General features: G+C 64.2%; 16 protein-coding genes and 1 pseudogene. 4 read left to right on the forward strand and 13 right to left on the reverse strand.

Translation table 11 applies throughout. The features are described 5' to 3' along the window. Window positions 1–4: 4 nt before the first annotated feature. Window positions 5–304, forward strand: a complete 300-nt coding sequence (locus tag RHBS_RS00325) for a WXG100 family type VII secretion target (RefSeq protein WP_128644513.1) — start codon at window positions 5–7, stop codon at window positions 302–304. A 1-nt stretch (window position 305) separates the two neighbouring features. On the opposite strand, the gene RHBS_RS00330 is transcribed toward RHBS_RS00325, so the two are convergent. Genes RHBS_RS00330 through RHBS_RS29965 form a run of 4 tightly spaced genes read right to left on the reverse strand, consistent with a single transcriptional unit; the run spans window position 306 to window position 11,686 of the window. Then, a complete protein-coding gene (locus tag RHBS_RS00330; RefSeq protein ID WP_237668878.1) occupies window positions 306–977 on the reverse strand; it encodes a S1 family peptidase in 672 nt (223 codons plus the stop codon). Next, on the reverse strand, window positions 974–1,852 hold the full coding sequence (locus tag RHBS_RS00335) for a cyclopropane mycolic acid synthase family methyltransferase (RefSeq protein WP_128644514.1): 879 nt from the start codon (window positions 1,850–1,852) through the stop codon (window positions 974–976). The genes RHBS_RS00330 and RHBS_RS00335 overlap by 4 nt, the downstream gene beginning before the upstream one ends. Continuing rightward, window positions 1,852–6,315 carry an amino acid adenylation domain-containing protein gene (locus tag RHBS_RS29960; RefSeq protein ID WP_237668879.1) on the reverse strand — a complete coding sequence of 1,488 codons (4,464 nt, stop codon included), beginning with the start codon at window positions 6,313–6,315 and terminating at the stop codon, window positions 1,852–1,854. Before RHBS_RS29960 ends, RHBS_RS00335 begins: the two co-directional genes overlap by 1 nt. Next, window positions 6,227–11,686 carry a non-ribosomal peptide synthetase gene (locus RHBS_RS29965; RefSeq protein ID WP_237668880.1) on the reverse strand — a complete coding sequence of 1,820 codons (5,460 nt, stop codon included), beginning with the start codon at window positions 11,684–11,686 and terminating at the stop codon, window positions 6,227–6,229. Before RHBS_RS29965 ends, RHBS_RS29960 begins: the two co-directional genes overlap by 89 nt. Before the next feature lie 314 nt (window positions 11,687–12,000). Between RHBS_RS29965 and RHBS_RS00345 the strand changes: the two genes are divergently transcribed. Continuing rightward, window positions 12,001–13,773, forward strand: coding sequence for a DUF4012 domain-containing protein (locus RHBS_RS00345; RefSeq protein WP_128644515.1), 1,773 nt, complete (start codon window positions 12,001–12,003; stop codon window positions 13,771–13,773). A gap of 222 nt (window positions 13,774–13,995) precedes the next feature. On the opposite strand, the gene RHBS_RS00350 is transcribed toward RHBS_RS00345, so the two are convergent. After that, window positions 13,996–14,601, reverse strand: coding sequence for a YveK family protein (locus tag RHBS_RS00350; protein WP_128644516.1), 606 nt, complete (start codon window positions 14,599–14,601; stop codon window positions 13,996–13,998). A gap of 460 nt (window positions 14,602–15,061) precedes the next feature. Here RHBS_RS00350 and RHBS_RS00355 point away from each other — a divergent pair, with 460 nt between their 5' ends. Beyond that, window positions 15,062–15,250, forward strand: a complete 189-nt coding sequence (locus tag RHBS_RS00355; RefSeq protein WP_128644517.1) for a hypothetical protein — start codon at window positions 15,062–15,064, stop codon at window positions 15,248–15,250. Between the two features lie 46 nt (window positions 15,251–15,296). On the opposite strand, the gene RHBS_RS00360 is transcribed toward RHBS_RS00355, so the two are convergent. From RHBS_RS00360 to RHBS_RS00380, 5 genes are all read right to left on the reverse strand, one after another. Beyond that, the gene (locus RHBS_RS00360; protein WP_128644518.1) at window positions 15,297–16,913 is read right to left on the reverse strand and encodes a polysaccharide biosynthesis tyrosine autokinase; all 1,617 of its coding nucleotides are present in this window, start codon (window positions 16,911–16,913) and stop codon (window positions 15,297–15,299) included. Window positions 16,914–17,462: 549 nt separating this feature from the next. Continuing rightward, window positions 17,463–18,170 carry an SGNH/GDSL hydrolase family protein gene (locus RHBS_RS00365; RefSeq protein ID WP_128644519.1) on the reverse strand — a complete coding sequence of 236 codons (708 nt, stop codon included), beginning with the start codon at window positions 18,168–18,170 and terminating at the stop codon, window positions 17,463–17,465. Continuing rightward, window positions 18,157–19,260 (reverse strand): glycosyltransferase, encoded by a 1,104-nt coding sequence (locus tag RHBS_RS00370; protein ID WP_128644520.1) that lies wholly within the window; start codon window positions 19,258–19,260, stop codon window positions 18,157–18,159. Before RHBS_RS00370 ends, RHBS_RS00365 begins: the two co-directional genes overlap by 14 nt. Before the next feature lie 3 nt (window positions 19,261–19,263). Then, window positions 19,264–19,797 (reverse strand): DapH/DapD/GlmU-related protein, encoded by a 534-nt coding sequence (locus RHBS_RS00375; RefSeq protein WP_237668881.1) that lies wholly within the window; start codon window positions 19,795–19,797, stop codon window positions 19,264–19,266. Next, entirely contained in the window at window positions 19,794–20,390 is a 597-nt protein-coding gene (locus RHBS_RS00380) for a serine acetyltransferase (RefSeq protein WP_237668882.1), read from the reverse strand. The genes RHBS_RS00375 and RHBS_RS00380 overlap by 4 nt, the downstream gene beginning before the upstream one ends. A 395-nt stretch (window positions 20,391–20,785) precedes the next feature. On the opposite strand from RHBS_RS00380, the gene RHBS_RS00385 reads away from it, so the two are divergent. Continuing rightward, a complete protein-coding gene (locus tag RHBS_RS00385) occupies window positions 20,786–21,508 on the forward strand; it encodes a cellulase family glycosylhydrolase (RefSeq protein WP_237668883.1) in 723 nt (240 codons plus the stop codon). Here RHBS_RS00385 and RHBS_RS00390 read toward each other — a convergent pair. The 3 genes and pseudogenes from RHBS_RS00390 to RHBS_RS00400 all read right to left on the reverse strand — a co-directional run. Next, entirely contained in the window at window positions 21,460–22,725 is a 1,266-nt protein-coding gene (locus RHBS_RS00390; RefSeq protein WP_128644521.1) for a glycosyltransferase family 4 protein, read from the reverse strand. The two genes, RHBS_RS00385 and RHBS_RS00390, sit on opposite strands and share 49 nt — an antisense overlap. Beyond that, window positions 22,725–23,243, reverse strand: a complete 519-nt coding sequence (locus tag RHBS_RS00395) for a DapH/DapD/GlmU-related protein (RefSeq protein ID WP_128644522.1) — start codon at window positions 23,241–23,243, stop codon at window positions 22,725–22,727. Before RHBS_RS00395 ends, RHBS_RS00390 begins: the two co-directional genes overlap by 1 nt. After that, window positions 23,240–23,455, reverse strand: a pseudogene (locus tag RHBS_RS00400) (hypothetical protein); the annotation flags it as partial. The gene RHBS_RS00395 and the pseudogene RHBS_RS00400, both read right to left, overlap by 4 nt.

The raw sequence follows: 23,455 nt of genomic DNA on the forward strand, positions 1-23,455 counted from the left end.
TGTGATGGGGGATCGACTGGAAGTCAGCGTTGCAGTGCTTCTCGACGCAGCAGGCAGAACCGACCTCGCGATCGAGATGGCGTCCGAGGATCTGGCCGTGGTGGCACGCGATCTGTCGGCGGGTACAGCGTGTTGGCCGGGAGCGGCACGCGCGGTGTTCTCCGCCCTGATGTCCGCATGGGATGCAGCCGACTCGACACTGTCGGCCGACGTGAAAGATCTCGCTCGACAACTGCAGGCCTCTGCACGCGAATACGCCGAGGCAGATGCTCGAACAGACGCGGCAATTCGCGGAACAGGCTGAACTACACCGGTCGGAATCCTGCCCCCGGCGCGCCGGATGCGCTCAACAAACGCAGCGATTCCGGTGCCGACGCATATGCGGTGGGACTGACCAAGGGCGCGCCGGAGGCGTGACTGGCGATGCCGACGAGCGTGGTGCCGATGACCAGTGGACCACCGGAATCGCCCCAGACGGTCAGTGCGTCGGACATCAGGTCGCTGCCTCGAAAGTCGACGATGCTTCCGCAGGTCAATCCGCTGCCGAGACCGGTTTTGCAGACCGGCTGCCCCACCGATCCGGTGCCGATGTCCGTCACGGTGACGCCACCCAGACTGGCGACCGGCGTGACCGCGGTGGGATCGAGAACGATGACCCCGTAATCGGGCCCCCAGTGCCCGACGGCCGTGGTGCCGACCGGCGCGGTCGGCGATCCCACGAGAGTCACCGGTAGTCCGGGGCGGAGGATGCAGTGCCCTGCGGTCAGGGCAACGAGCCGTCCGGCGTCGTCGTACCCGACGGCCGCGATGGAGCAGACGGTCAGGTCGTCGATGCCTCCGGTGGTGACGAAACCACTGCCGGGTCCGACGACGGGCAGGGGTGCGGCAGCGGCGGTGCCGACGGACATCGTCGTGCACGCGAGGACCATGCCCGCGAGCCCGCCGATCAGTCGCAGCAGGGGGCGTGTGATTCTCATGGTTGCAATGCCTCTCCGGCTTCCAGGGTGAATTGCACGACGTCGATGCGTGAACTCTTGAATCGAGCCGACGAGCCGGTGAGGTACTGAACGTACTTGTCGTACGTAGCCTCCGAGGACACGGCAATCGCCGCCTCCCGCGAAGCAATCAGTTTCTCGGCCCACGTGTCGAGGGTCCTCGCGTAGTGCAGCCTCAGGGGATGCTCCCGAAGTAACTCGAAGCCTGCCTCGGCCGCCTTCGCTTTCACGGTCTTGACCAGCGTCAACTGCCCGCCGGGGAAGATGTCGCGCAGAATGAAACGGGAGAAGTGCGCATCCTCACGGGTGAGTCCACCCCCGCCGGAGGCCGGATCGGGCGGCGTGATCACGATGGTGTGCAACAACATTCGCCCGCCTGGCCGCAACACCGAGCGGCACTTGGCGAAGAAGGCAGAATATCGCTGACGCCGAAAATGCTCGAAGGCCCCGATACTGACGATCCGGTCGACGGGCTCGTCGAATTCCTCCCACCCCTGCAACCGGATGTCGACGTCGCGCTCGCTCGGCAGATCGGCTACCAGCGCTCGGGCCTTGTCGTGCTGATTTCGGCTCAAGGTCAGACCGATGACGTTGACGTCGTATTTCTCGACGGCCCGCTTCGCGAGAGCGCCCCACCCACAACCGATGTCGAGCAGCGTCATCCCCGGCTCGAGGTCCAGCTTGCCGAGGGCCAGGTCGATCTTGGCGGTCTGCGCCTCCTCCAGCGTCATGTCCTCGCGCTCGAAGTAGGCGCAGCTGTACGTCATGCTCGGATCGAGGAACAGCGCGAAGAAATCGTCCGACAGGTCGTAGTGTGCCCGGACGTCATCGACGAACGGCTCCAGTTGTTCGCTCATCACGCGACACCCTTCCCCACAGAATCGGTACCGATCACTCGGCCTAGTGCCCGGGCACCGTGCTCGCCCAGCATGTCTTCGTGTTCCACATCGACCCGGTGAACCGAGATCCGGCCGTCGACGAAGTCCGTCCATTGCTGCGCACCGTGCGAGCCGCGGGCGGCAAAATAGTGCACCGGCCCCGCGAACACCGCCGGTTGGTACGACGCCACCCAACCGGGGGCCGATACGACCGGCCGGAACATGCGGCGCAGATGATCCTCGGTGAGAAACGCCAATTCGCTTCTTGTACTGTGCAATCGATCCACGATGGCCTCGAACGATTCACCCTCGACCCCGAGCTGAGCAGCGAGATCGCCGATCTCGAACTCCGCGACACCCTCCGGTGCCGTGAGCTGTGCATCGACAAGTGCGAGCAGGGCCACGTCCTCGCCGTCCGACTGCAGTTGCGCCGCAACAGCATGCGCGATCACACCGCCGAGCGACCACCCGAGCAGGTGATAAGGCCCGTGGGGCTGCACAGTGCGAATCTCCTGCACGTACCTGGCGGCGAATTCCTCGATCGACGACGGTGCGGCGTCGACGTTCGAGATACCCGGATCCTGTAATCCGTACAACGGGCGGTCTGTCTCGCCCAGCAACGACAGGTAACTCCACGCGATTCCGATGGCCGGATGCACACAGAACAGTGGGGCACCGACGCCCTCGGTCCGGACTGGGAGCACCACCTCGAACGCAGCATCCGAGAGGGCACCGCCGCGTTCTCCTGCATCGAGTTGCGCTGCCAGGGCGGCGATCGTCGGGTGCATCAGCAACAGGCTTATCGGAAGCCGGCGATCCAGCCGATCCCCGAGTGCATCCATCACCTGCACCACCGAGAGCGAGTGCCCGCCGAGATCGAAGAAGTTGTCGTCGATCCCGATGTGTTCGGCGGCAATGTCCAGAACGTCGGTGAACTGCGCGTGCACCAGGTGTTCGCTCGGTGAACGCGGGGCACGCCGTTCACTCGACAAAACCGACGGGGTCGGCAGCATTCGTACATCGACTTTGCCGGACAACGTCATTGGAAGCGCGTCGACGACGGTGACGGTGGTCGGCACCATGAATGCCGGCACCGTTCCCGCCAAGAAGTCGCGCACTGCCCGCGGTTCGACCGAGCCCACCACGTACGCAGCCAACGAGTGCGCGTGACCGATCACGCTGACCTGGCGCACCTCCGGGTGACGCAGCAGAGCCGCCTCGACCTCGGCCAGCTCGACGCGATGGCCGCGAATCTTGACCTGTGAATCCACTCGGGCCAGATATTCGAGTTCGCGTGCACCGGAACGAATCACCCAGCGCACCAGGTCGCCGGTTCGGTACAACCGACCGTCGCCGAAGGGATTGGCAACAAAACTGCTTGCAGTCATACCGGTCCGACCGACGTACCCCTCGGCAAGACCGACCCCGCCCAGGTATAGCTCCCCCACGACGTTGTTTCCCACCGGGCGCAGACGTGTATCGAGCACCACTGCGTCGTAGCCTCGAATCGGTCCGCCGATGGTCACCGGGCCCGCCGCACCGTTCAGGCCCCAGTCACGCTGGTCGGTTGTGCAGGTACTCATGACGGTCCCCTCGGTGGGGCCGAAAGCATTGAACACCGAGCGACGACGCGACCATCGTTGCAGCAGAGCGGAATTGACGGCCTCGCCCGCCATGACGATCACCCGAAGCGATGGAGTGGCCGCCGAATCGGTCACCTGCAGGACGGTCGGCGTGAGGCACGCGTGGGTGACTCCGTACCGATCTATCAGCGCTTCGAGCTCCCGACCGCCGTGCACCTCGGACGGCACGATCACCGAGCCGGCCCCGGAACCCACCGCCATCAGCATCTCGAAAATCGACGCATCGAAACTCGGTGATGCGAACTGAAGAACCCTGGAGTCCGGCTCCACGCCGAACAGCTCTCGCTGACTTTGCACGAGATTCGCGATGCCGCGGTGCGTCACCCGAACGCCTTTCGGTGCCCCGCTGGATCCGGAGGTGTAGATGACGTAGGCCACGCTGCTCAGCGGTGGTCGACGCACCTCGACGTGCTCGAGCTCCTCACCGGTGATCGTCAGCCAGTCGCTACCGGCCGAACCGAAGTCCACGGACGAGATTCCCGTGACCGGGGCAGCGTCGTCGAGGATCTCCTGTATCCGCGCAGCAGGCTGCGACGGGTCGATCGACAGGAACCCGGCACCGGCCTTGGCCACGGCCCACACTGCGGTGACATATCCAACCGATCGTGGCAGCGCGACCGCTACCAGATCTCCCAGCCGGATGCCTGAACGTACGAGCCTGTCTGCCAACGCATTCGACTGCCGATCCAAGTCTCGGTAGGTCAGCGCCCTCGAACCGTCGATCACGGCGATATTGTCGGGCCAGGTGTTCGCGGCGTGCTCGAACACCGCGGCCAGTGTGTACTGCTCGGGCGCACTGTCCTGGCGCGTGACGACGGCCGATGGGCCCTGGCGGAAGTCTGCGCTACCCAGCCGGATGTCCGGTGCCGTCGACACCATGGTCAACACTGCGGTCAGCCGCTCCGCAAATCCGGCAATCACGGACTGGGAGAACCTGGACGCGGAGTACCCGAGAGAGCCGATGAGTCCGGCGTCGGACTCGTCGACCAGGACCTCCAGATCGAACTGTGTTTCCGTGATGTCCACGCGACGCGGGGTGATAGAACTGGATTCCAGTTCGATTGTGGGAGTTGCCGTATCGCCGAAGGCGAGAAGCACCTGGAAGAGCGGGTGAGTATCGACGGCGCGGGCAGGTTGCACCGCGTCCACCACCGACTCGAACGGCACGTCCGAGTTCGCGAACGCATCGAGGTCCCGGTCGCGCACCTCGGTCACGAAGTCCTCGAACGTCGTCGACGGATCGACGTCCGTCCTGAGCACGACGGTACCGACGAACATGCCGACGAGGTGGTCGAGCGCCGGGTCGGCTCGTCCCGACACCGGCGTCCCGATGGCGATGTCCTGGGTGCCACTGGCTTCTGCGAGTACGGCGGCCAGCGCTGCGTGGACGACGACGAACACGGTCGCACCCAGCCGATGCGCGAGCGACCGGAGTCGAGCCAGATCTTCCGGGCTCACGGAGAACTCCACCGGCGTCGCCTCGTGTGACGCGTCCGGGGTTCCGGTCGGCAGGTCGAGAAATTCGGGTAGTCCGGCGAGGGTGCGACGCCAGAACTCGAGCTGATCGGACGCCACCGCATTCAGGACGTCGTGCTGCCACAGCCGGTAGTCCGAGTAATCGACTGCGAGCGAATCGAATTCGGGGGCAAAACCGGACGGCCTGGCCAGCAGAGCGATCTCGAGGTCTCGGGCCAAGGGGCGAAGCGACAGCCCGTCGATCGCGATGTGGTGGGCGACGACGGTGAGCACCCGCTCGCCGCCGCGTTCGGTGCACACCAATCGCAGCGGCGCTTCGACGGTCAGGTCGAAGCCGTGCAGTGTCGATGCATCGACGCTCGCGTGCGCGTCGTCCAACGTCGACAGCACGATCTGCGGATCGAGAACAACCGTGACGGGACCGTCGCCGGTCGAGGGGTACACCGTGCGCAGCGGTGTGTGCCGCTCGAGTACATCCGCGATCGCAGCACGCAGGACGCCCGGATCGAGGTCGGCCGGAAGCGGCACCTCGAAGGCGATGTTGTACGCGGCCGATGCCGGATCGTATCGATTCTGCAGCCAGATTCGTCGCTCGGCCGGTGCCAGGCCGGAGTACGAGCGCGCATCGCCGCGGTGCACCAGGGCAGGCAACGGTATGTAGTTCTCGGACAGTGATTCGATCGCCGATGCGAGCTGTGACGCGGTGGGCGACTCGAAGATCGTGCGCACCGGAACTCGGGTGCCGAGCGCCGCACCGATCCGGGTGGCGGCCCGCGTCGCGGCGAGCGAGTCTCCGCCGAGGACGAAGAAATTGGCGTCGACGGCCGGATTCTCGATCCCCAACGTGTCGGCAAAAATCCCGAGGATGACGTCCTGCGCCAGTGTGCGTACGGCAGCCCCGTCGCCGACGGTGGGGTCCGGGGCGTCCAATGCCGCGAGGTCCACCTTGCCGTTGTCGGTCAACGGAATCCGGTCGGTCTGCGCGATGGCGGCCGGCATCATCGCGAGCGGAAGGTGCTCCAGCAGCCACTGCGCGGCTTCCTGCTCGTCGATACCCACCACCCAGGCGAGCAGTCTGTTCTCCCGTACCGCCGCTGCTGCGCCGCGCACATCGGGGTGTGCAAGGAGAGCAGACTCGATGTCTCCCAGCTCGATTCGTACACCGCGGACCTGGACCTGCGAGTCGCGGCGGCCCCGGTAGTCCAGCAGACCCGAGACACCCAGGCGCACCAGATCACCGGTTCGGTAGAGCCGGGTGCCGCCCTGGCCTGCGACGAACCGCTCGGCTGTCGCCGCGGCCGCGAACCGGTAGCCGCGCGCCAACCCGACCCCGCCGAGATACAGCTCCCCCGACGCCCCCTGGTGGTACCGGCTGCAACCGATCGTCGAGCACGAACGCTCCCACGTGATCGAGCGGTCGACCGATCGTGACCGGCTCACCGGCGCGAAGCGAGTCGGCCAGCGTGGCCACTACCGTCGCCTCGCTGGGGCCGTAGGCGTTGAGCATCGACCGTCCTGGCGACCACGCGTCCACGACGCCCGAGCCCAGCACGTCTCCGCCGACCGCGACGGTCTCGACACCGGCGGTGGCGGGCACCGTCGCGAGTACCGCGGGCGTGGAGAGGTAGTGGGTCACGCGATGCTCGGTCAGGAAGGCCGACATCTCGTCTCCGCCGAGGAGGTCGGGCGGCGCGATCACCATCGTCGCCCGGGCCCCGAAGGCAAGCACGAGCTCGAGAACAGCAGCATCGAAGTTGACCGAGTAACCATGCAGTACTCGAGAATTCGGCGAGACGTCGTACCGTGCCACCACCTGCTGTGCGAGCGCGTACACACCCTGGTGCGTCACCACGACTGGCTTGGGTGTTCCCGAGGAACCCGACGTGTGGATCACATAGGCCGGGTGCGCAGGGTGGAGCGCTCCGAGGCGGTCGTCCTCGGTCAGGGGCAGGTCGCTCAGCGGCTCCGCCTGATTCTCGTAGAGCCAGTTCACTCCTGGTTCGAGCCCACCGAAACCGATCTCGATGTTCGCCAGCATCTGGTCCCGACGAATTGCCGGGTAGCGCGGATCCACCGGTACGAACGCGCCGCCGGCCTTCACCACGGCCCACAGCGCCACGATGTACTCGGCCGAGCGCTCGAGCGAGAGTGCCACCAGAGTTTCCGGTCCGACGCCGTGGCTGATCAGCAGCCGCGCGATTCGGTTCGAGCGAGACTCGAGCTCGGCGTAGGTCAGCGACACCACACCGTCGATGGCAACCACGTCACCGAAAGCAGCTGTATCGCAGCTCAATACATCGAGCAGCGTTCCGCTCGGCATCGTGGAAGGCAGTGTGGGCGCGTCGGCGAGGGCGAGGTCACCGACGACGAAGGTGGAGTCCGCGACCGCGGCGTTCAGAACCGCCAGAATCGCTGACGCAAACTGTTCGACGGTGGCCTGCTGGTACAGGTCCTGCGCGTACTCGATCTGCCCACGTAGTCCGACCGAGTCCAATCCGGCATCCTGTCCGGTAGAGGCTTCCTCCAGCACGAGATTGAGGTCGAACTCGGAAGTGCGGGTGGGGATCTCCAGCACCGCCACTGGCAGATCCTCCACCGAGCGATGCGGTGCATTGTCGAATGCCAGCATCACCTGGAAGAGCGGATGCCGGTCGAGGGATCGGTCGGTGACCAGGGCGTCGACGATGCGCTCGAACGGAACATCGGAGTGCGAGAACGCGTCGAGGTCTGCAGTGCGGACTGCACCCATCAGGTCCGCGAAACTGCCGGACGGGTCCACCGTGACTGCGAGAGGGAGGGTTCCGACGAACATTCCGACCATTTCGTCGAGTGCTTCGTGACCTCGCCCCGCAGACGGGGACCCGATCACCACTCGGTTCGACGGACCGAACCGGCTCAGAGCGGCAGCGACCGCAGCATGGACGACCATGAACGTGGTCGAGTTGGTTGATCGGGCCAGCTCGCGAATTCCCGCGTGCAGGTGCGACCCGATCGCGAAGGGCACCGCACCCGTGATCATCGATTGCACTGCGGGCCTGGGGAAATCGGCCGGCAGTTCCGCCGAAGCAGCATCGTTTCCGCCCACAACACCGGTCCAGAACGACAGCTGTTCGTCGGCGACCGAGTCCACGTAGGCCCGGTTCCACACTGCGTACTGGCCGTACTGTGCGCGCAGTCGTGGCCACGTCGGCGCGTGACCTGCGCTGCGAGCTGCGTGCGCGAAAGCGAAGTCGCGCACCAGCGGGTCGATCGACCAGCCGTCCATCGAGATGTGGTGCACGACCACCACGACAACGGTGTCGCCCTGCTCGTCCACTCTCAGAAGCGTTGCGCGGATGGGTACTTCGGTTGCCACATCGAATCCCTGCGCTGCGGCTGCCGCGATGGCAGAGTCGAGGTCGCTCTCCGACACAGTCTGCGCGGATACATCCACGAGGACGGTATCGGTGGGCCGGACCACCTGTCGCGGACCGTCGCCGTCGTCCGGGTAGTACGTCCGCAGCGCTTCGTGACGATCGGCCACGTCGCGCAGTGCCGTCAGCACCAACGAGGCGTCCTCACCTCCGCCGACCCGAATGGCAATCGGCATGTTGTACGCGGGCGATGCCGGGTCGAATCGGTTCAGGAACCACAGTCGCTGCTGGGCGTAGGACAGGGGGACGCGCCCCGGCAACACGGTATCGAGCAGTTCGAGCGAAACCTCGCGGGTCGCGGACGAGTCGACGGCCGCCGCGACTGCGCGGACCGTGGGGTCGGCAAACAGCTCGGTGAGCGACACTCCGGAGCCGAGCCGTGCGAGAACTCGGGTGGCACTGAGCGAGTCACCGCCGAGCTCGAAGAACGAGTGCTCGCGGCCGACCTTGTCGACACCGAGGACGTCGGCGAAGGCTCCGGCGACGCTGCGTTCGGTCTCGGTTTGCGGTGCCACGTATTCGGTCTGTGTAGACGCGATCGGGGCCGGCAATGCCCGTCGGTCGACCTTGCCGCTCGCCGTCATCGGCATCGCGTCCAGCACCACAATCCGGCTGGGAACCATCCACGCGGGCAAGCGGTCTCGAAGATGACCCTCCAATCCCTCCGAGACTCCGGTGACGTACAGGACCAGTCGGTTGTCGTGCATCGACGCCGCCGCGGCGTTCACTCCCGGAAAAGTCGATGCTGCGGATTCGATTTCCCCGAGTTCGAGGCGACGCCCGTTCAGTTGGATCTGCTGGTCGCTGCGACCGAGGTACTCGAGCGAGGACCCGTCGACGGCCCACCGGACGATATCGCCGGTGCGGTAGAGCCGCGCTCCGGTCATCCCCGGGTCTGCGACGAACCGTACTGCGGTGGAGCCGAACTGCCCGTCGTATCCGCGGGCGAGCCCGCCGCCGCCGAGGTACAGCTCGCCGACGCCTCCGTGCGGAGTGGGCCGCAGCTGTGTGTCGAGTACCAGTGCTCGGACGCCCGGCAACGGAGCGCCGATGGTGACGCGGTCGCCGGCCGCCATCGGAGCCGACACCGTTGCCAACACGGTCGCCTCGGTCGGTCCATAGGCATTGAGCATTGTCCGCTCGGCGGAGACGAACCTGTCGCGCACCGTGGGCGGGCATTCTTCGCCGCCGACGTCGAAGACCTCGATGGATCCGAGGTCATCTGGGTCGAGGGTCGCCAGCACTGTCGGTGAGGTGATCAGATGCGTGATCTTCTCGCGGTCCAACAACTGCGCGAGGGCGGGCCCGGCGTAGACGTCGGCTGGGGCGATGACGAGGGTGCCGCCGGCAGCGAACGCCGCCAGGATTTCTTGGATGGACGCGTCGAAGACCGGCGAGGCCACGTGCAGCACTCGCGAGTCGGCGGAGACGGAATATCGTTCGACGACATTGGCCGCTAGTTGCGCGAGTCCCCGATGGGTGACGCTGACGGCCTTGGGTTTTCCGGTCGACCCGGAGGTGTGGATGACGTATGCCTCGTTGTCGATGTGCACCTGAGGCGGCGTGAACGCGCTCGGGTCCGCGTCGAGCAGATCCTCGATGGTGAACCAGCGAACGGTGCTCGGAAGTTGTTGCAGCAAAGGTCGAGTGGTGATACCGAACTCGACGCGTGCATCGGCGAGCATGGCGGCCAACCGCTCGGCAGGCTCAGTGGGGTCGACGGGGACGAACGATGCGCCGGCAGTCGAGACCGACCATGCGGCCAATACGGATTCGTAGGAGCGTGCCAGCGCAACGGCCACGCGCGTCTCCACACGTACGCCATGCACGATCAACTGCGCAGCAACATGTTCCGCAGCGGCGGTGAACTCAGCGCTGGATCGATCGATTCCCCCTGCCCGCACCACTGCGCCGCTCGTCAGTATCGAAGGCAGCAGCGCAGGTGCCGCGGTGGCCGCTGGATGCGCCTGCAGCAGTTGGGCCTTCTCCTCTTCGCCCAGCACATCCAGCTCCGACACTGTGAGTCCCTCTGGCGCACTCACCAGCGCACGCAGCAGAACGAGGAATCGGCGGTGGTGGGCTTCCAGCTCGTCGGTGCTATAGAGGGCCGGGTTGCCGAGGAAGTCGACGCGGGTACTGGTGCCGGCGACGCCAGGGTAGACGTTGACCATCATGTCGTCGATGGGGCCGCTCGAGAGCACGCGGTATTCGCCGATGACGTCGCCGAGCCGAATTGTGCTGTTGTACATCATGATGTTGACCGTGGGGCCGAACACTCCGCGCCCGGCGGCAGCGCTGTCGGTGCCTTCGCCGGTCGCCCGCTGCATGTCCTCCACGCGGAAGCGCTGATGACGCAGCGCACCGGTGAGTTCCACTTGAATCCGTCGGAGCAGCTCTTCGACGGTCACCCCCGGCTCGACGCCGATGCGCAGGGGCACGACGTTGGACATCATGCCCGAGGATTCCCGCAGTTTGGTGGTCGCTCGGCCCGATACCGGCAAGCTGAGCATGGCGTCCTCGGTGTCGGTCATCCGCGCGAGGTAGAGCGCGAACGTCGCGAGCACGACGGGGACGTCGGAGGAGTTGTACCGATGTGCCACTTCGGCAACGGCTTCGGTGAGGTCTGCGTCCAAAACCGCACCCACGCTGACGGTCACTCCGCTCGGCGCAGCACGCGTACGCGAGGTGCCGGCGAGCCGGGGGGCCTCGAGGTGGCCGTCGAGTCGGCCGAGCCAGTACTGACGATCGGTGTCGTAGCGGGAGGACTGGGGGTACGCAGCCTCGTAGTCGTAGATCTCCCGCACACCGATGGCGCGGGTCTTCGGGATATCAGTGCCCTCGACAATCGCGGTGTACGCCGCCGCTGTGCCTTCTTGGACCGAGATTGCGCCCAATCCGTCCATCACGATGTGGTGCGCGCGGCTGTACCAGTAGTAGTGCTCGTCTCCCACCTGGATGATGTCGGACGAGATCAGTTGGTCGCGAACGAGATCTACGGGTCGGCGGTACTGCTCGTCCATGTAGCGCTGGGCATCCTCGATGGGATTATCGCGGTCTCTGAAATCGCGGTAGATCATCGCGTACGGCACGCGCAGGTCTGCCCATTGGTAGGGAACGCCGTCGTGGAGTCCGATCCGGACTGCGGGCGACTCGAGCCGTCTGCAGGCGATGTCGGTTGCGCGGATCAACACGGACGGATCGATATCGCCGTGGATCTCGACGTATTGAGCGATGGTGAACGGCACATCCGGTGCCAGCTGCTGAGCGAGGTAGATGTTCATTTGCGCAGCAGATAAAGGGAAGCGGCCATCCTCGAACGGCTCACCCGCCTCTGGCGACACTGACAGACCTCCTCAACGCATACGCCCCGACGGCATCGATTCGGCTGGACGCCGCCCAGCAACGTTGAACTACATCGCTCGTTACAAACTAGTCGACCCGATGTGAATGCTCTACCCGGATCGATATTGCCTCACCCTTCCCAACAACGGCATTCATTTGTTCGTGCGATCGAACGACAGGTGCACCGAATCCGCCGCGCCCCTTTAGGCTGTGCAGTCGAACTCCTTCCCTTTTCACCGAGAGGCCACCGACGATGGCGACCAGTTCCACCGATGTCCGTGGTTCTCGCTCCGGCAAGAAGCGCCCGATCCTCGTCGCGGTCGGCGTGTTGCTGGTGCTGGTCATCGCCTTCCTGGCCTGGTTGGGCTACGAGGCCTACTCCGCACAGTCGTCTCTGACCGCCACCCGTGACTCGGCTACGCAGGCCAAAGACGCTCTGCTCGACGGTGATGCGGCAGGGGCCGAGGCTGCTGCCGCGCGAGCCTCGGAGTCCGCGGACGATGCGGTGGCCGCGACGACATCCATCCCGTTTTCCATAGCCAAAGCCGTTCCTTACCTTGGTAGTCCGTTGAAATCGGTGTCGCAGATCACCGACGTGGTGCACGGATTGGCCGTGGATGTGCTCGCCCCCGCATCGGCTGCCGGTGCCAGTTTGAATCCCAGCAGCCTCGTCGACGGCGGCACAGTGGATACCGCTGCGTTGCGGGACGCGCAGCCGGTACTAGAGCAAACCTCCGCGGCAGCCGAGGCGCTCAGCGACCGCGCGCAGCAGGTGGACAAGCCTGCGTTCCTCGGTGTGGTGGACGAGGCTCGGACGTCGCTGATCGATCAGACTCATGACCTCGCTAGTCTGCTGACCAATACTCATATCGCCAGCCAGCTGTTGCCCTCGATGCTCGGCGACAACGGCCCGCGCAGTTACTTCCTCGCGTTCCAGACCAACGCCGAGGCGCGCGGCACCGGTGGTTTGCTCGGTGGCTACGGCATCATTCGGGCCGAGAACGGTACGGCCCGAGTCGATACCCTCGGCAGCAACAACGAGCTCGAATTCGCGAAGCAGCCCATCGATCTGGGTCCCGAATACAACGCACTGTGGGGTCCGCGAAATACCACCATCGATTTCCGTAACTCGAATGCGAGCCCGCACTTTCCGTATGCCGCGCAGATCTGGTCGTCGATGTGGACGGAGCAAACCGGTGAAGTGCTCAACGGTGCCATCGCCACCGACCCCATTGCGCTGAGCTACATCCTGGGAGCGACCGGCCCGATCACGTTGGCCGACGGCGAGCAGATCACCGCCGACAACGTCGTCGAAATCACCCTCAGCACTGCGTATTCCAGATTCGGCGACGATCAGGCAGCTCGCAAGGCGTATCTGCAGGAGATCGCTGCGGCAGTGGTGCAGAAGATGACCACCGGCGCAGCACCCACCAGACCTCTGCTCGACGCGGTGGGCCGCGCCGGCAGTGAGGGCCGCATCTCGATCTACAGTGCAGATCCGGCCGAGCAGGCAATTCTGGCCGATACCAAGGTGGGTCATACGTTGCCGGACAGTCCGGCTCCGTACGCCAACGTGGTGGTCAACAACGCCGGCGGCAACAAGCTCGATTACTACCTCACCCGCGACATCACGTATTCGGCCGAATCGTGCACGGCCGGTACTCGCAAGTCGACGGTGACGGCAACGCTGACCAACACTGTTGATCCGAATGGCCTGACGCCCTACGTGGCGAGCACGTTCCAGACCACCGTGGAGTACGGCACCAACGAGTCGATCGTCTACCTGTACGGCACTCAGGGCGCGAAGATCACCTCTATGAAGGTCAACGGGATCACCGGCTTCTCCATCCAGGCCGGTACCGAGCTGGGCCGTCCGGTGCAGGCCGCGTATCTCACCATTCCACCGGGTGAGTCCCAGACGGTGTCGTGGGAGCTCGAAGAACCATCGGCCCCGGGCGAGGCGACGGTGCCCTTACAGCCTCTGGTCGATCAACCGACGGTAACGATCGACGTTCCGCAGTGCTGATGGGCCTGCAGTGCTGATGGACCGAGCGTCTTCGTCACAGTCGGCGCGAGGGTAGTGCAGTTGTTCGCCGACTGACCTACAGTTCCGTTCCGTGATCGGAAAAAGACGCAGTGACGAGATTCGGCCTCCAGAACAGACACATCCATTTCTTTGGATCATGTTGGCGTTGCTCATACTTGCCGCAGTAGCGCTGTTCGTCCTCACCGAATACGAAGGCCGGTTCTAGCGCCCACGAATTCGGCGACGCACGATCACCACTGCAGTTCCGATCAGCAGCCCTACCGCTGCACCGATTGCCAGGTATTCGGCAGTGTTGGGGTGGATCGGCGCGTGATCCGCCTCAGCCTTCTTGATGATCTTGACCCCGACTGAGGAGACTCCACCGCCCTCGGGAGCTTCCAGCTCCGAGACCACTGCAGTCAATTGAAGAGCGACCGTGTTCGCGATGTCGCGCGCGAGTTCTGGAGAGCCGTCGGTAACAACGACGTCGAATCGATCAGGATCTCGTGCAATCGACGTTGTGACCTTGTCGGCCAACTGCGACGGAGAAAGTTCGAGCGCGAGATCGGCCAGTGCCTTGGACAGGATGACATCACTTGTCACTAGTCCCGAGTATGCCGCGACCCGCTGCTGAGAGAACAAGCTGCCCTGGTACGTCTCGCCTGTCGTCGCGCCACCCGAAACGAAGACCGTCATCTCCGCGCGTGATTCGTAAGTCGGTGTCAGCAGCAAGGTGATCCCGAGTGCCACCGACATCGAGACGATCACCGAGACTGCGACGACTCCCCACTCTGATCTGATGGCGTTCGAGAAGCTCGGTACTTTCAAAACCAGTCCCCCATTCGCGCTGCAGCAACTCGAAATTCTACGGAATCCCTCGACCCACGAGACGAGCGGACCACGGCACGGCTACCGCTGCGCTTGTCATCCAACTGAATGATTTTTCATTTCAAAGCGTCCACCTACGCGACTCGTTCGACGGGCGTGGCCCCCGTGCATAACACCCGCTTATGCCCCGCTATCGGACGACCACGGATCGACCAGATGGGATGGCTCATTTACGAACAGTGGTCCACCTGCACCGGGTGGGACCCCAGCGCGAGCGCCCGCCCTGGGCGTCGAAACTGGGCGACCACCTGATTCGACAACAGGGCACATAACGCGGGCTATGCACCCCAGAAACGGTAGATAACAGCCGGAATACCCTGTTGCTCAACAATTTTGGCTAACCTTGCGGAGGTGTAGCTTCGGCTTGTCACCTCAGCCTTCGACCAGCCAGGAGTTGCTCATGAGCAAGAAGAAGTCCGAACCAACCATCAGCGTCAAACTCACCGCGGTCATTCAAGTGCTGGCCGCCGTCGTCGTCGTCACGCAGGTTCCGAATGTCACGACGCCGGTCGCGCTCGGCGCTATTACCCTCGCCGGACTCGTGATCGGCGCGGCCGGGCGACCGAAGCGGAATGCTGGACGATCATGACGAATCATGACCGCTCAGCGTCTGCTCGCCGAAACCGCTCCAGGGTCTACTTGTTCAAACGAGGGTTGTCGGAACCGTTCCTGGGTGGATCGCTAGGCACCGCAGTGCGACGAACTTGCGAGTAGGGCGCTGAACTCGACGCCGCGGTGCGCACGGCCCCGGTCGGTTTTGCGGACGCGGCCTGCGTCGGTCCGGGATTCCCCGAAGGCGGCCGCGGCGGGGTAGGTGCCGGAGCCTGCGTAGCAACCGGAGCCTGGGGTGCGGGCGCTGGTGCGGGAACCGGTGGTGCAACCTGACGGGGCAGGTTGGTGTCGGCGGTGTAGTTGTACGAGTAGCTGTACATGTCGCCCTTCTTCGAGGGCGTCAGAGCCAGCACCACGCCGAGAACGTGCGCGCCGATGGTTTCGAGATTGCCGATGGCTCTGGACAATTCGACGCTCTTGGTATGCCCGTATCGGGTCACCAGCAACGCACCGTCGGCATGGGTGGTCAGCACCGCCGAGTCCGTGACGGGCAGCAGCGGTGCTCCATCGACGATCACATAATCGAACTTGGATCGGAGCTCGACCAGCAGGGCGCGTGATGCTTCCGAGCCCAGCAGCTCGGAGGGGTTCGGTGGGATCGGCCCGGAGGCCATGGCCTGCAGGCCCTCGTACTTGGTCGGCTGCAGCACCTCGTCCACCTTTGCCTGTCCGGCGAGAACGGTACTGAGGCCCACCGAACCGATGAGGCCCATGTACTTCGAGATTCGGGGACGCCGCAGGTCACCCTCGACCAGCACCACATGGTGACCGGCTTCGGCCAGGGCAACAGCCAAGTTCACGGCGGTGGTCGTCTTGCCTTCACTGGGAATGGCGCTGGTGACGACGATGACGCGCGGCGGATGGTCAACTTCGAGGAACTGCAGGTTGGTGCGCAGCTCACGGAACGCCTCGGCACTGGACGATTGCGCGATGTCCTGGAAGTCGACGGCCGGCTGCTTCGTGCGCTCCTTGTCGAACGGGATGGTGCCGACGAGTGCCTTACCGGAGATCGCCTCGATCTCGCGGCGGTCCTTGATCGTGTTGTCCAGACGGTCTCGCAGTACTGCCAGTGCGATGCCGAGCAGTAGACCAACGGCCGCACCGAGGGCGAGGTTGCGCTTGGTCTTCGGGCTCACCGGTGCTGCGGAGACGTCTGCCTGTTGGAAGGTCTTGACACCGGCCGACGGGATACCGCCGTCCTCGGGTGTCTCCAACTCGCGTACCTGGGTCGTCAACTCGGAGGCCATCGCGTTGGCGATATCGCGAGCAAGCGACGGTGAAGAGTCGGTGACGGTGATATCGAACAGAACGGTGTCGGGAGTCGAGGATGCCGTCACCTTCGAGGCAAGCTGCGACGGAGTCAGGCCGAGGGGAAGTACGTCGAGAACCCGAGCCGCCAAGGCCTCGCTGGTCACCAACTCGGAGTAGGAGGCCACACGCTGCTGCGAGAACAAGTTGCCCTGATACGTCTCACTCACCGACGTTCCACCGGACGTGGAGACGAACATCCTGGCACTCGACTCGTAGAGCGGCGTCGTCAACAAGGACGCACCCAGTGCTCCCAGGATCGCTACGACCACGGTGACGGCAATGATGATCCATCGCGCCTTCAGGATTTTCAGATAATCCTGTATCTCCATGCTTCGAGCTCCTCGTCAGTTCGTACAACTCGCAACGTGCCACCGCGTGGCTTAATCGTTACATAGGTGATTGGTTTCTGTGCACCAGATGAGATGCCGCGCAATTCTGGACAATTCATTCGTTTGATTCACGAGTTGAATCAAGCAAATGCCCCGTTGTGAGATTCGATCGCGCAGACACAGCCCAAATTAGAGGCGAAACTGCATTGCTCGCCCCGCACGTCGATCCTGTTCCGCACCCCTGCGTGCTGCGACGATAAGCGGCAACCGGACGCCCCCGAAAGCCGAGGTGACTCTCACCACTCTCGCGAGCCCACCGGCACGGCCACGATCCATTATCCAGCAGCCAAAAGCAGCTGCCCAACGTGCGAACCGGACACAATCGGACTCATGTTCGGCAAGCGCGGATTGTCGCGAGATTTTTGGTGGAAAGTCAGCGGTGCGACAGCGGTCGTTGCTGCAGTCGCCTTCGTTGCGGTTGCTGTGTTCGTCTAGTTCACTCGGGAAGCTACAGAGGACTCTGCCCCGTCTGCACTGGGGTGACAGGCGTCATCTCAATCCCTGTTCGACGGCGTGTGCGATGGCGGCGTGCCCCCTGTCGTCGACGTGTACCCCATCGGGCGCAAGCATGTCGTCATCGATTACATCCGGGTCGGTCAGCGAGACGAATTCTCCACCGACAGCATTCACTGCGTCTCGAACCACACCCTCGTACGCGGTGACGAAGGGCGGTACCTCGGCCGCCGACGAGGGCCCGACGGCGATGATCCTCGCGTTGGGTAACCCCGTGCGAAGTGTGCCCATGGTGTCGTAAATCGCGTTGACGACATCGGTGGGGTCGCGGACGAACTCCGTGAAGTCGTTGATGCCGCCGCCCACCACGACGATCGGCGGATTCAGGGTGACGGCGTAGCCTGCCATCTCCTGAAAACTGCCGCATCGTTCGGCTCCACACCCCGACGCCGCGAGTGCATAGCCAGTGGCACCGATTCCGATGTTCTCCTCGGTCCACAGCTTGTTCGCCGAGACGAGCGATGTCCACCGGCGGCCCAGATCACTTGCACCGGCTCCGGATACGTAGGAGTCCCCGATGAAGACGGCACGTGGGCCGCCGTTGACCGGCGGAACGAATGCAGTAGTGGATGTGTCCGACAGTCCTCGGTCGGTGCGCGCAGCGTCGAATCGCAGGCCGACGATCACGGCACCGAACACAAGGATTACCAACAGAATCAGCAGAACGGCTCTACCCCGAGACATGCCTCACCGCCTCTCGATATATCCCGTCGAGTCCCTGAGCAACGATGTCTGTACCGAATTCGGTACGCGCCGCCGCCCGGCCCCGCCTGCCCATCGCGCGGCGCAGGTCCTCATCGTCCAGAAGCAATCGCACGGCGTCGACGAGAGGCTGCAGTTCGCCGGCGCGCACCACGATCCCACACCCGATGCGCGTGATATCCGATGCGAGGCCGCAACTGTCGGTGACCACGACGGGCAGCCCCACTGCCATGGCTTCGAGAACAGACATCGGATACGGCTCGTCGGCGGAGGGAAGCACATAGATCGTGGCCGTCCGCATGCGTTCCGCGGTCTTGTCGGGAGCGCACGGCCCCTCCCACCGGATCCTGGGCTCGGTCCTCTGCGCTATCGCGTCGCCGGTTCCCGCATCCGGACCGACGAGTGCAAAAGATGCGGAATCATGTTCACGCACAATCACTTCTGCCATGTCGACGAAGAGATCTGCGCGCTTGCGCGGATGCAGACGAGCCAGAAATAGCACCTCGAGACCGGTATCCGACGCCTTCTCCGGCAGTGCCGGAACGCCGTTGATCAATTTGACCAATCTCATATTCTGCCCCGCGACGCCGATCAGATCGGTTCGCTCACGCTCGGTGAGATAGAAGACTGCGGCCGCTCGGCGCAATGTCGATCGGGTGACCAGGGCGTCGAGTGGGATCGCGAGAAGCCTGCCGCTGGCATCGATCATCCCGTGGGTTTGCACCACCGTCGCCAGTCCCCGCAGACGGCACAGGCGAGCGGCGGGAAGCGTCACCAGATCACGGGCCAGGTGCACGTGGACCAGATCGAATCTTCCGGATTCCGCGGCCAGCCACCGAAGCATGCCGGGAGCGGTGAGACCCGCGAAGCCGCTGCGCGGAATCAGCATGCGGGGACGGAACAGTTCGACGCGGACGACTCCCGATTGAGGGGTGGGCCCGCTGCCTGCCGCGACAACCGTCACGTCGTGGCCCAGATCCGCGAGTGCCTCGGCTTGATTGAGGGCTACCCGCGTGGGTCCGCCGAAGGCACCGTCCTCGGAGATCAGTGTCACCACGTGCAGGATGCGCATCGCTCACTCCGGTCGGCGGGCGGAGGGTGCGAATACCGTTGCGCCGTCGTCTACGTCGTCGGTCACCAGTGCTGTTGCGCCGATTGTGGCGTCGTGGCCGATGGTCACGCCGCGCAGGATGGTCGCTCGGGCCGCAACCCATGCTCTGTTACCCACGACAATGGGAGCATTGTCGAACTCGAAGGTCTCCGAGCGCCGGTCGTGGCTTCCGGTGCACAGCAGTACAGCCTGGGAGATGCAGGTATCCGTGCCGATCGTCACCGGTTCGAGGTTGAGAATCCACGCGTCCTCACCTATCCACGAATGGTCACCGACTGCGAGCTTCCACGGCCAATGAATGCGGACGCGGTGCCGAATCGACACGCCGACGCCGATCTGCGCGCCGAACATCCGAAGGATCTGCAGCCGAATCGAATTGGGACACCACCACTGCGTGACCAGCAGGCCAGAGGTAAGCATCCACAGCACTTGAATGTGGAACGGCTTGCCCTTGTCGTATCCCGCTCCGGTGAAACCTGCGAGCGAACGCCCGGTCACGTCCGCTTCTTGAGTGGCTGCGCCAGCGGCGCCGCCATGACGGTGCCCGGTGGAACGTCCTTCACCACCACCGCATTGGCCCCGATGGTGACACCGTCGCCGAGCACGATCGGCCCTGTGACGACGGCTCCGGCCGCGACCATCACGTCGTCACCGATGGTCGGTCGCCCCTTCGGTGAATAACCTACCGATGCATGCTGATTGACCCAGAAGTTTCGGCCGATCGATGTCGCCGAGACCATGATTCCGTTGCCGTGGTGCAAGAAGATTCCCGGGCCGATGGAATCCGATTCGAGAAGGATGGTCTGATCCGGCCGGTAGAGGCGCTTCATGATCACGCGCACCGGAAGCGGGCTTTGCCGCATCCGGAAATGAACCACATTGCGAAATTCGTGCAGTGCGCCCGCGAGGTAGGCGAACCGCGAGTACTCGTCCAGCGGGACGAGCGCATCGTTGCCGATGCATTCGATCCACCGATCCACGTCCGCCCGCATCAGATCCTCGTTGCCCGACGATTGCACGCCCCACCACAGAGGCCGTGCCCAGATGCGAGCCAGCCTGATCAGAACGGACTTTCTCGCGGTGTAGGGCATAGGTGCAAATCTAAGGTCGCGCAGCCGTGGTGTCCACCCGTCATACTGCATCGTATGGCCTTGCGACGCAGATGGGTTCCGCTGGCATTCGTGCTGCTTCTCGCTGCGTCGTGTTCGACAAGCGTTGAGCACGAACGAAGTCCCGAACCCGGACCCGATCCCGCTTCGGAGTGGAATTCGGTGCACGTTGCCAGTAATGCCGCGAGCATCGGAATGCCTGGTTCCGACGTCGAGCGCGATATCGCCGCCGTTGCCGAAACCGGATTCGCAGCAATCAGATTGCTGGTCAAGTGGTCCGACATCGAGAGTGTCGAAGGTGCTGCCGATTGGAGCCGAATCGACGCCGAGGTCGAGTGGGCCACCGAACGCAATCTCGCGGTGCTCGGTGTATTGACGTGGGCACCTACGTGGCTGTGCCGGCCGAGTACGCGCTTGTGGCGCATCCCGCACCCGATTCTGCCGATAAGTTCGCCCAATTCGCCTCTGCCGCAGCCTCTCGCTACCGCGACCGCATCACAGCATGGGAAGTGTGGAACGAGCCGAACGTTGCGGCCAGCTACGGCCCGAGCGCGAACCCGGTTCACTATTGCGAGGTCCTCTCGGCAACCTCCACGGCGATTCGCGCCGCGGCACCGGGGGCATTGGTGATCACCGGACCGACCTCGCCCGCAATCGATTCCGCCAACGATCTGTCCCCTTCGACGTTTGTCGAAGCCCTCTACCGATGCGCGGGTGCCGAGACCTTCGATGCCGTCGCGATGCATCCCTACAGCAGCCCCCAGCTGTTGAGCGAGCCGACCGAGACCTCGTCCTCGGCCAACGAGGTCGCCGCCGTCCGCTCCGTGATGGTGCGCCACGGGGACGGTCACAAGAAAATCTGGTTCACCGAGTTCGGTGCGCCCACAACGAGCTCGGGCGTCGACGAGCAGCGGCAGGCCGATATTCTGGTCGACGGGATCACCACACTGACGCAGCTGCCCTATGCCGGGCCGGTGTTCGTCTTCGATTTCCGCGACTCGATGACGGGCAGTGTTGTACCCGACTACAACTACGGTCTGGTGCGATCGGACTACTCCCCCAAACGTGCACTCGATGCGGTTCGTGCCCTCGTGGGGTGAGCACTCGCCAGTGTGTGCACCCATTCCTCGAATCTGTCCAGGGCCACATCTCGAGACATATTGTGCCGCCTGTATCGATTCCCGGACTCGACGAACTGCGCACACTTCGCGGCGTCGGCGGCCAGATCGATCACTCCCGCCACCATCGCAGACGGATTTGCCGGGTCCACGCGCATTCCGGCACCGGCAGATCGCACCTCCTGATCGGTGACGCTGCCGGCTGCGGTGGCAGCGAGGACGGGGCTGCCGCTGCCGAAGTACGCGGTGAGCTTGCTGGGTACGGCCATCTCGGCAACCTCGGGGAGCTCGTTGACCAGCAGAACATTTGCTGCATCGAGTGCAGCGCGAAACTCTTTCTCCGGCAGAGACTTCACGAATTTCAGGCAGGTGATTCCTTTGCCCAGCTCTTCGAGCGTCTCCCGCTGGTTGCCGTCACCCATCAGGACGAACTGCACCGGCCCACCCCGGCGTTCCGACTCCCGCGCCGCCTCCACCACGTTCTCGAGGCCCTGTTTGAGTCCCATGTTTCCAGCGTGCAGCGCAATCACCGAGTCCCGTGACCATCCCAACAGATCGCGTGCATGGTCACGACTCATCGGTGCCTGGTACGGCATGTGCGTCCAGTTCGGGATGATGCTGAGCTTGCGCTCGGGCACATGCAGCGCAGTCCGGACGTGATCTGCGAAGCGCTGGTGGATCACCGCGACCCCGTCGGCCGCGCGCAGGATGCCCGATTCGAGATTGCTTGTCGCACCGGCACTCGGTCCGTGCATCGCACCCGTCTCGATGACGCCGCGGCTGTACAGATCCTGTACCCACACCCCCAATGCAGGCCGGAACGGCTGCGCTTTCAGGCGAGCCATCACCAGACCGGTCGACACCAGCGCCGGCGATACGCACACCACCACATCCGAGGCTGGGATACGACTGCGCGCCACTCTGCTGCCGAAGGACAGTTCCAGATGCGCACGCTGGGTGACGGTCATGCTGCCCGGAACGTAGTGCCGATGTCGGGTCACGTGCACACCGTCGACCGTCTCCTCGATGGTGGGACCCGCGTACCGCGGGTCAGGTGCCCATTGCGGGTAGTGCGGGAAGCCGGTGACAACGTGGATGTCGTACCCCCGCGCAGACAGTCCTTCCGCGACATCGGCGGTGTAGGGGGCGATCCCGGTGACTTCGGGTTTGTAGTTGAGGCCGATCAGAGTGATACGCATCAGCGTCTCCGTTTCCGTACTTCGAATTCCGACCGCCTCTTGTTCCACAGCTCGTCGGTCGTACAGATACGGCGAGCAGGATTGCCTGCCACCACATCTCCCGGTGCGATCGACTGCGTCACCACGGACCCGGCGCCGATGATGGCGTCGTCGCCTACGACGACACCGGGCATGATGACCGTTCCCAATCCCACGAATGCTCGTGCGCCGATCGATACCGGCGCTCGGCGGTACAGCTCCTCGTCGGGGGGAAGTTCTCCACGTGCTTCTGCCACTCGGTCGAGAGAGAAGTCGTGTGTGAGTATTTTGACGGCATCCGACACGACGCAGCGGTCACCGAAGGTGATCGAACCGGGGCCGGAATTGTCGAGGAAGACAGTGGACGAGATCCACAGTGGCGTGCCCTCGATCGTCACACCTGCTCGTCGGAGCAGTGTGATGACGACGGTCATGTACGCGTTCTGATCGATCCGGTTCAGGGTGCGCAACAGTGGGAGGAATTTCGCGACGTCGATCATGGAACCCTCACTGCCGTAGCGAGTTCTATTCGAGCAGAGGAGTCTTTAGGTTCAGCGTTGCGGCCGCGAACCAGGCGCGGGACCCAGGCGATGTCGGGGATGAACTGGCACAGCACGACCGCGCCTGCGGTGACGAGCACGACGCCCGCAGCACCGGTCGTCGGCGCTACCGCGATGGCCGCGACGGTGGTGACCGCGGCCATGGCGGCAGA

Source organism: Rhodococcus sp. BS-15, from assembly GCF_000813105.1.
Classification (GTDB): Bacteria; Actinomycetota; Actinomycetes; order Mycobacteriales; family Mycobacteriaceae; genus Rhodococcoides.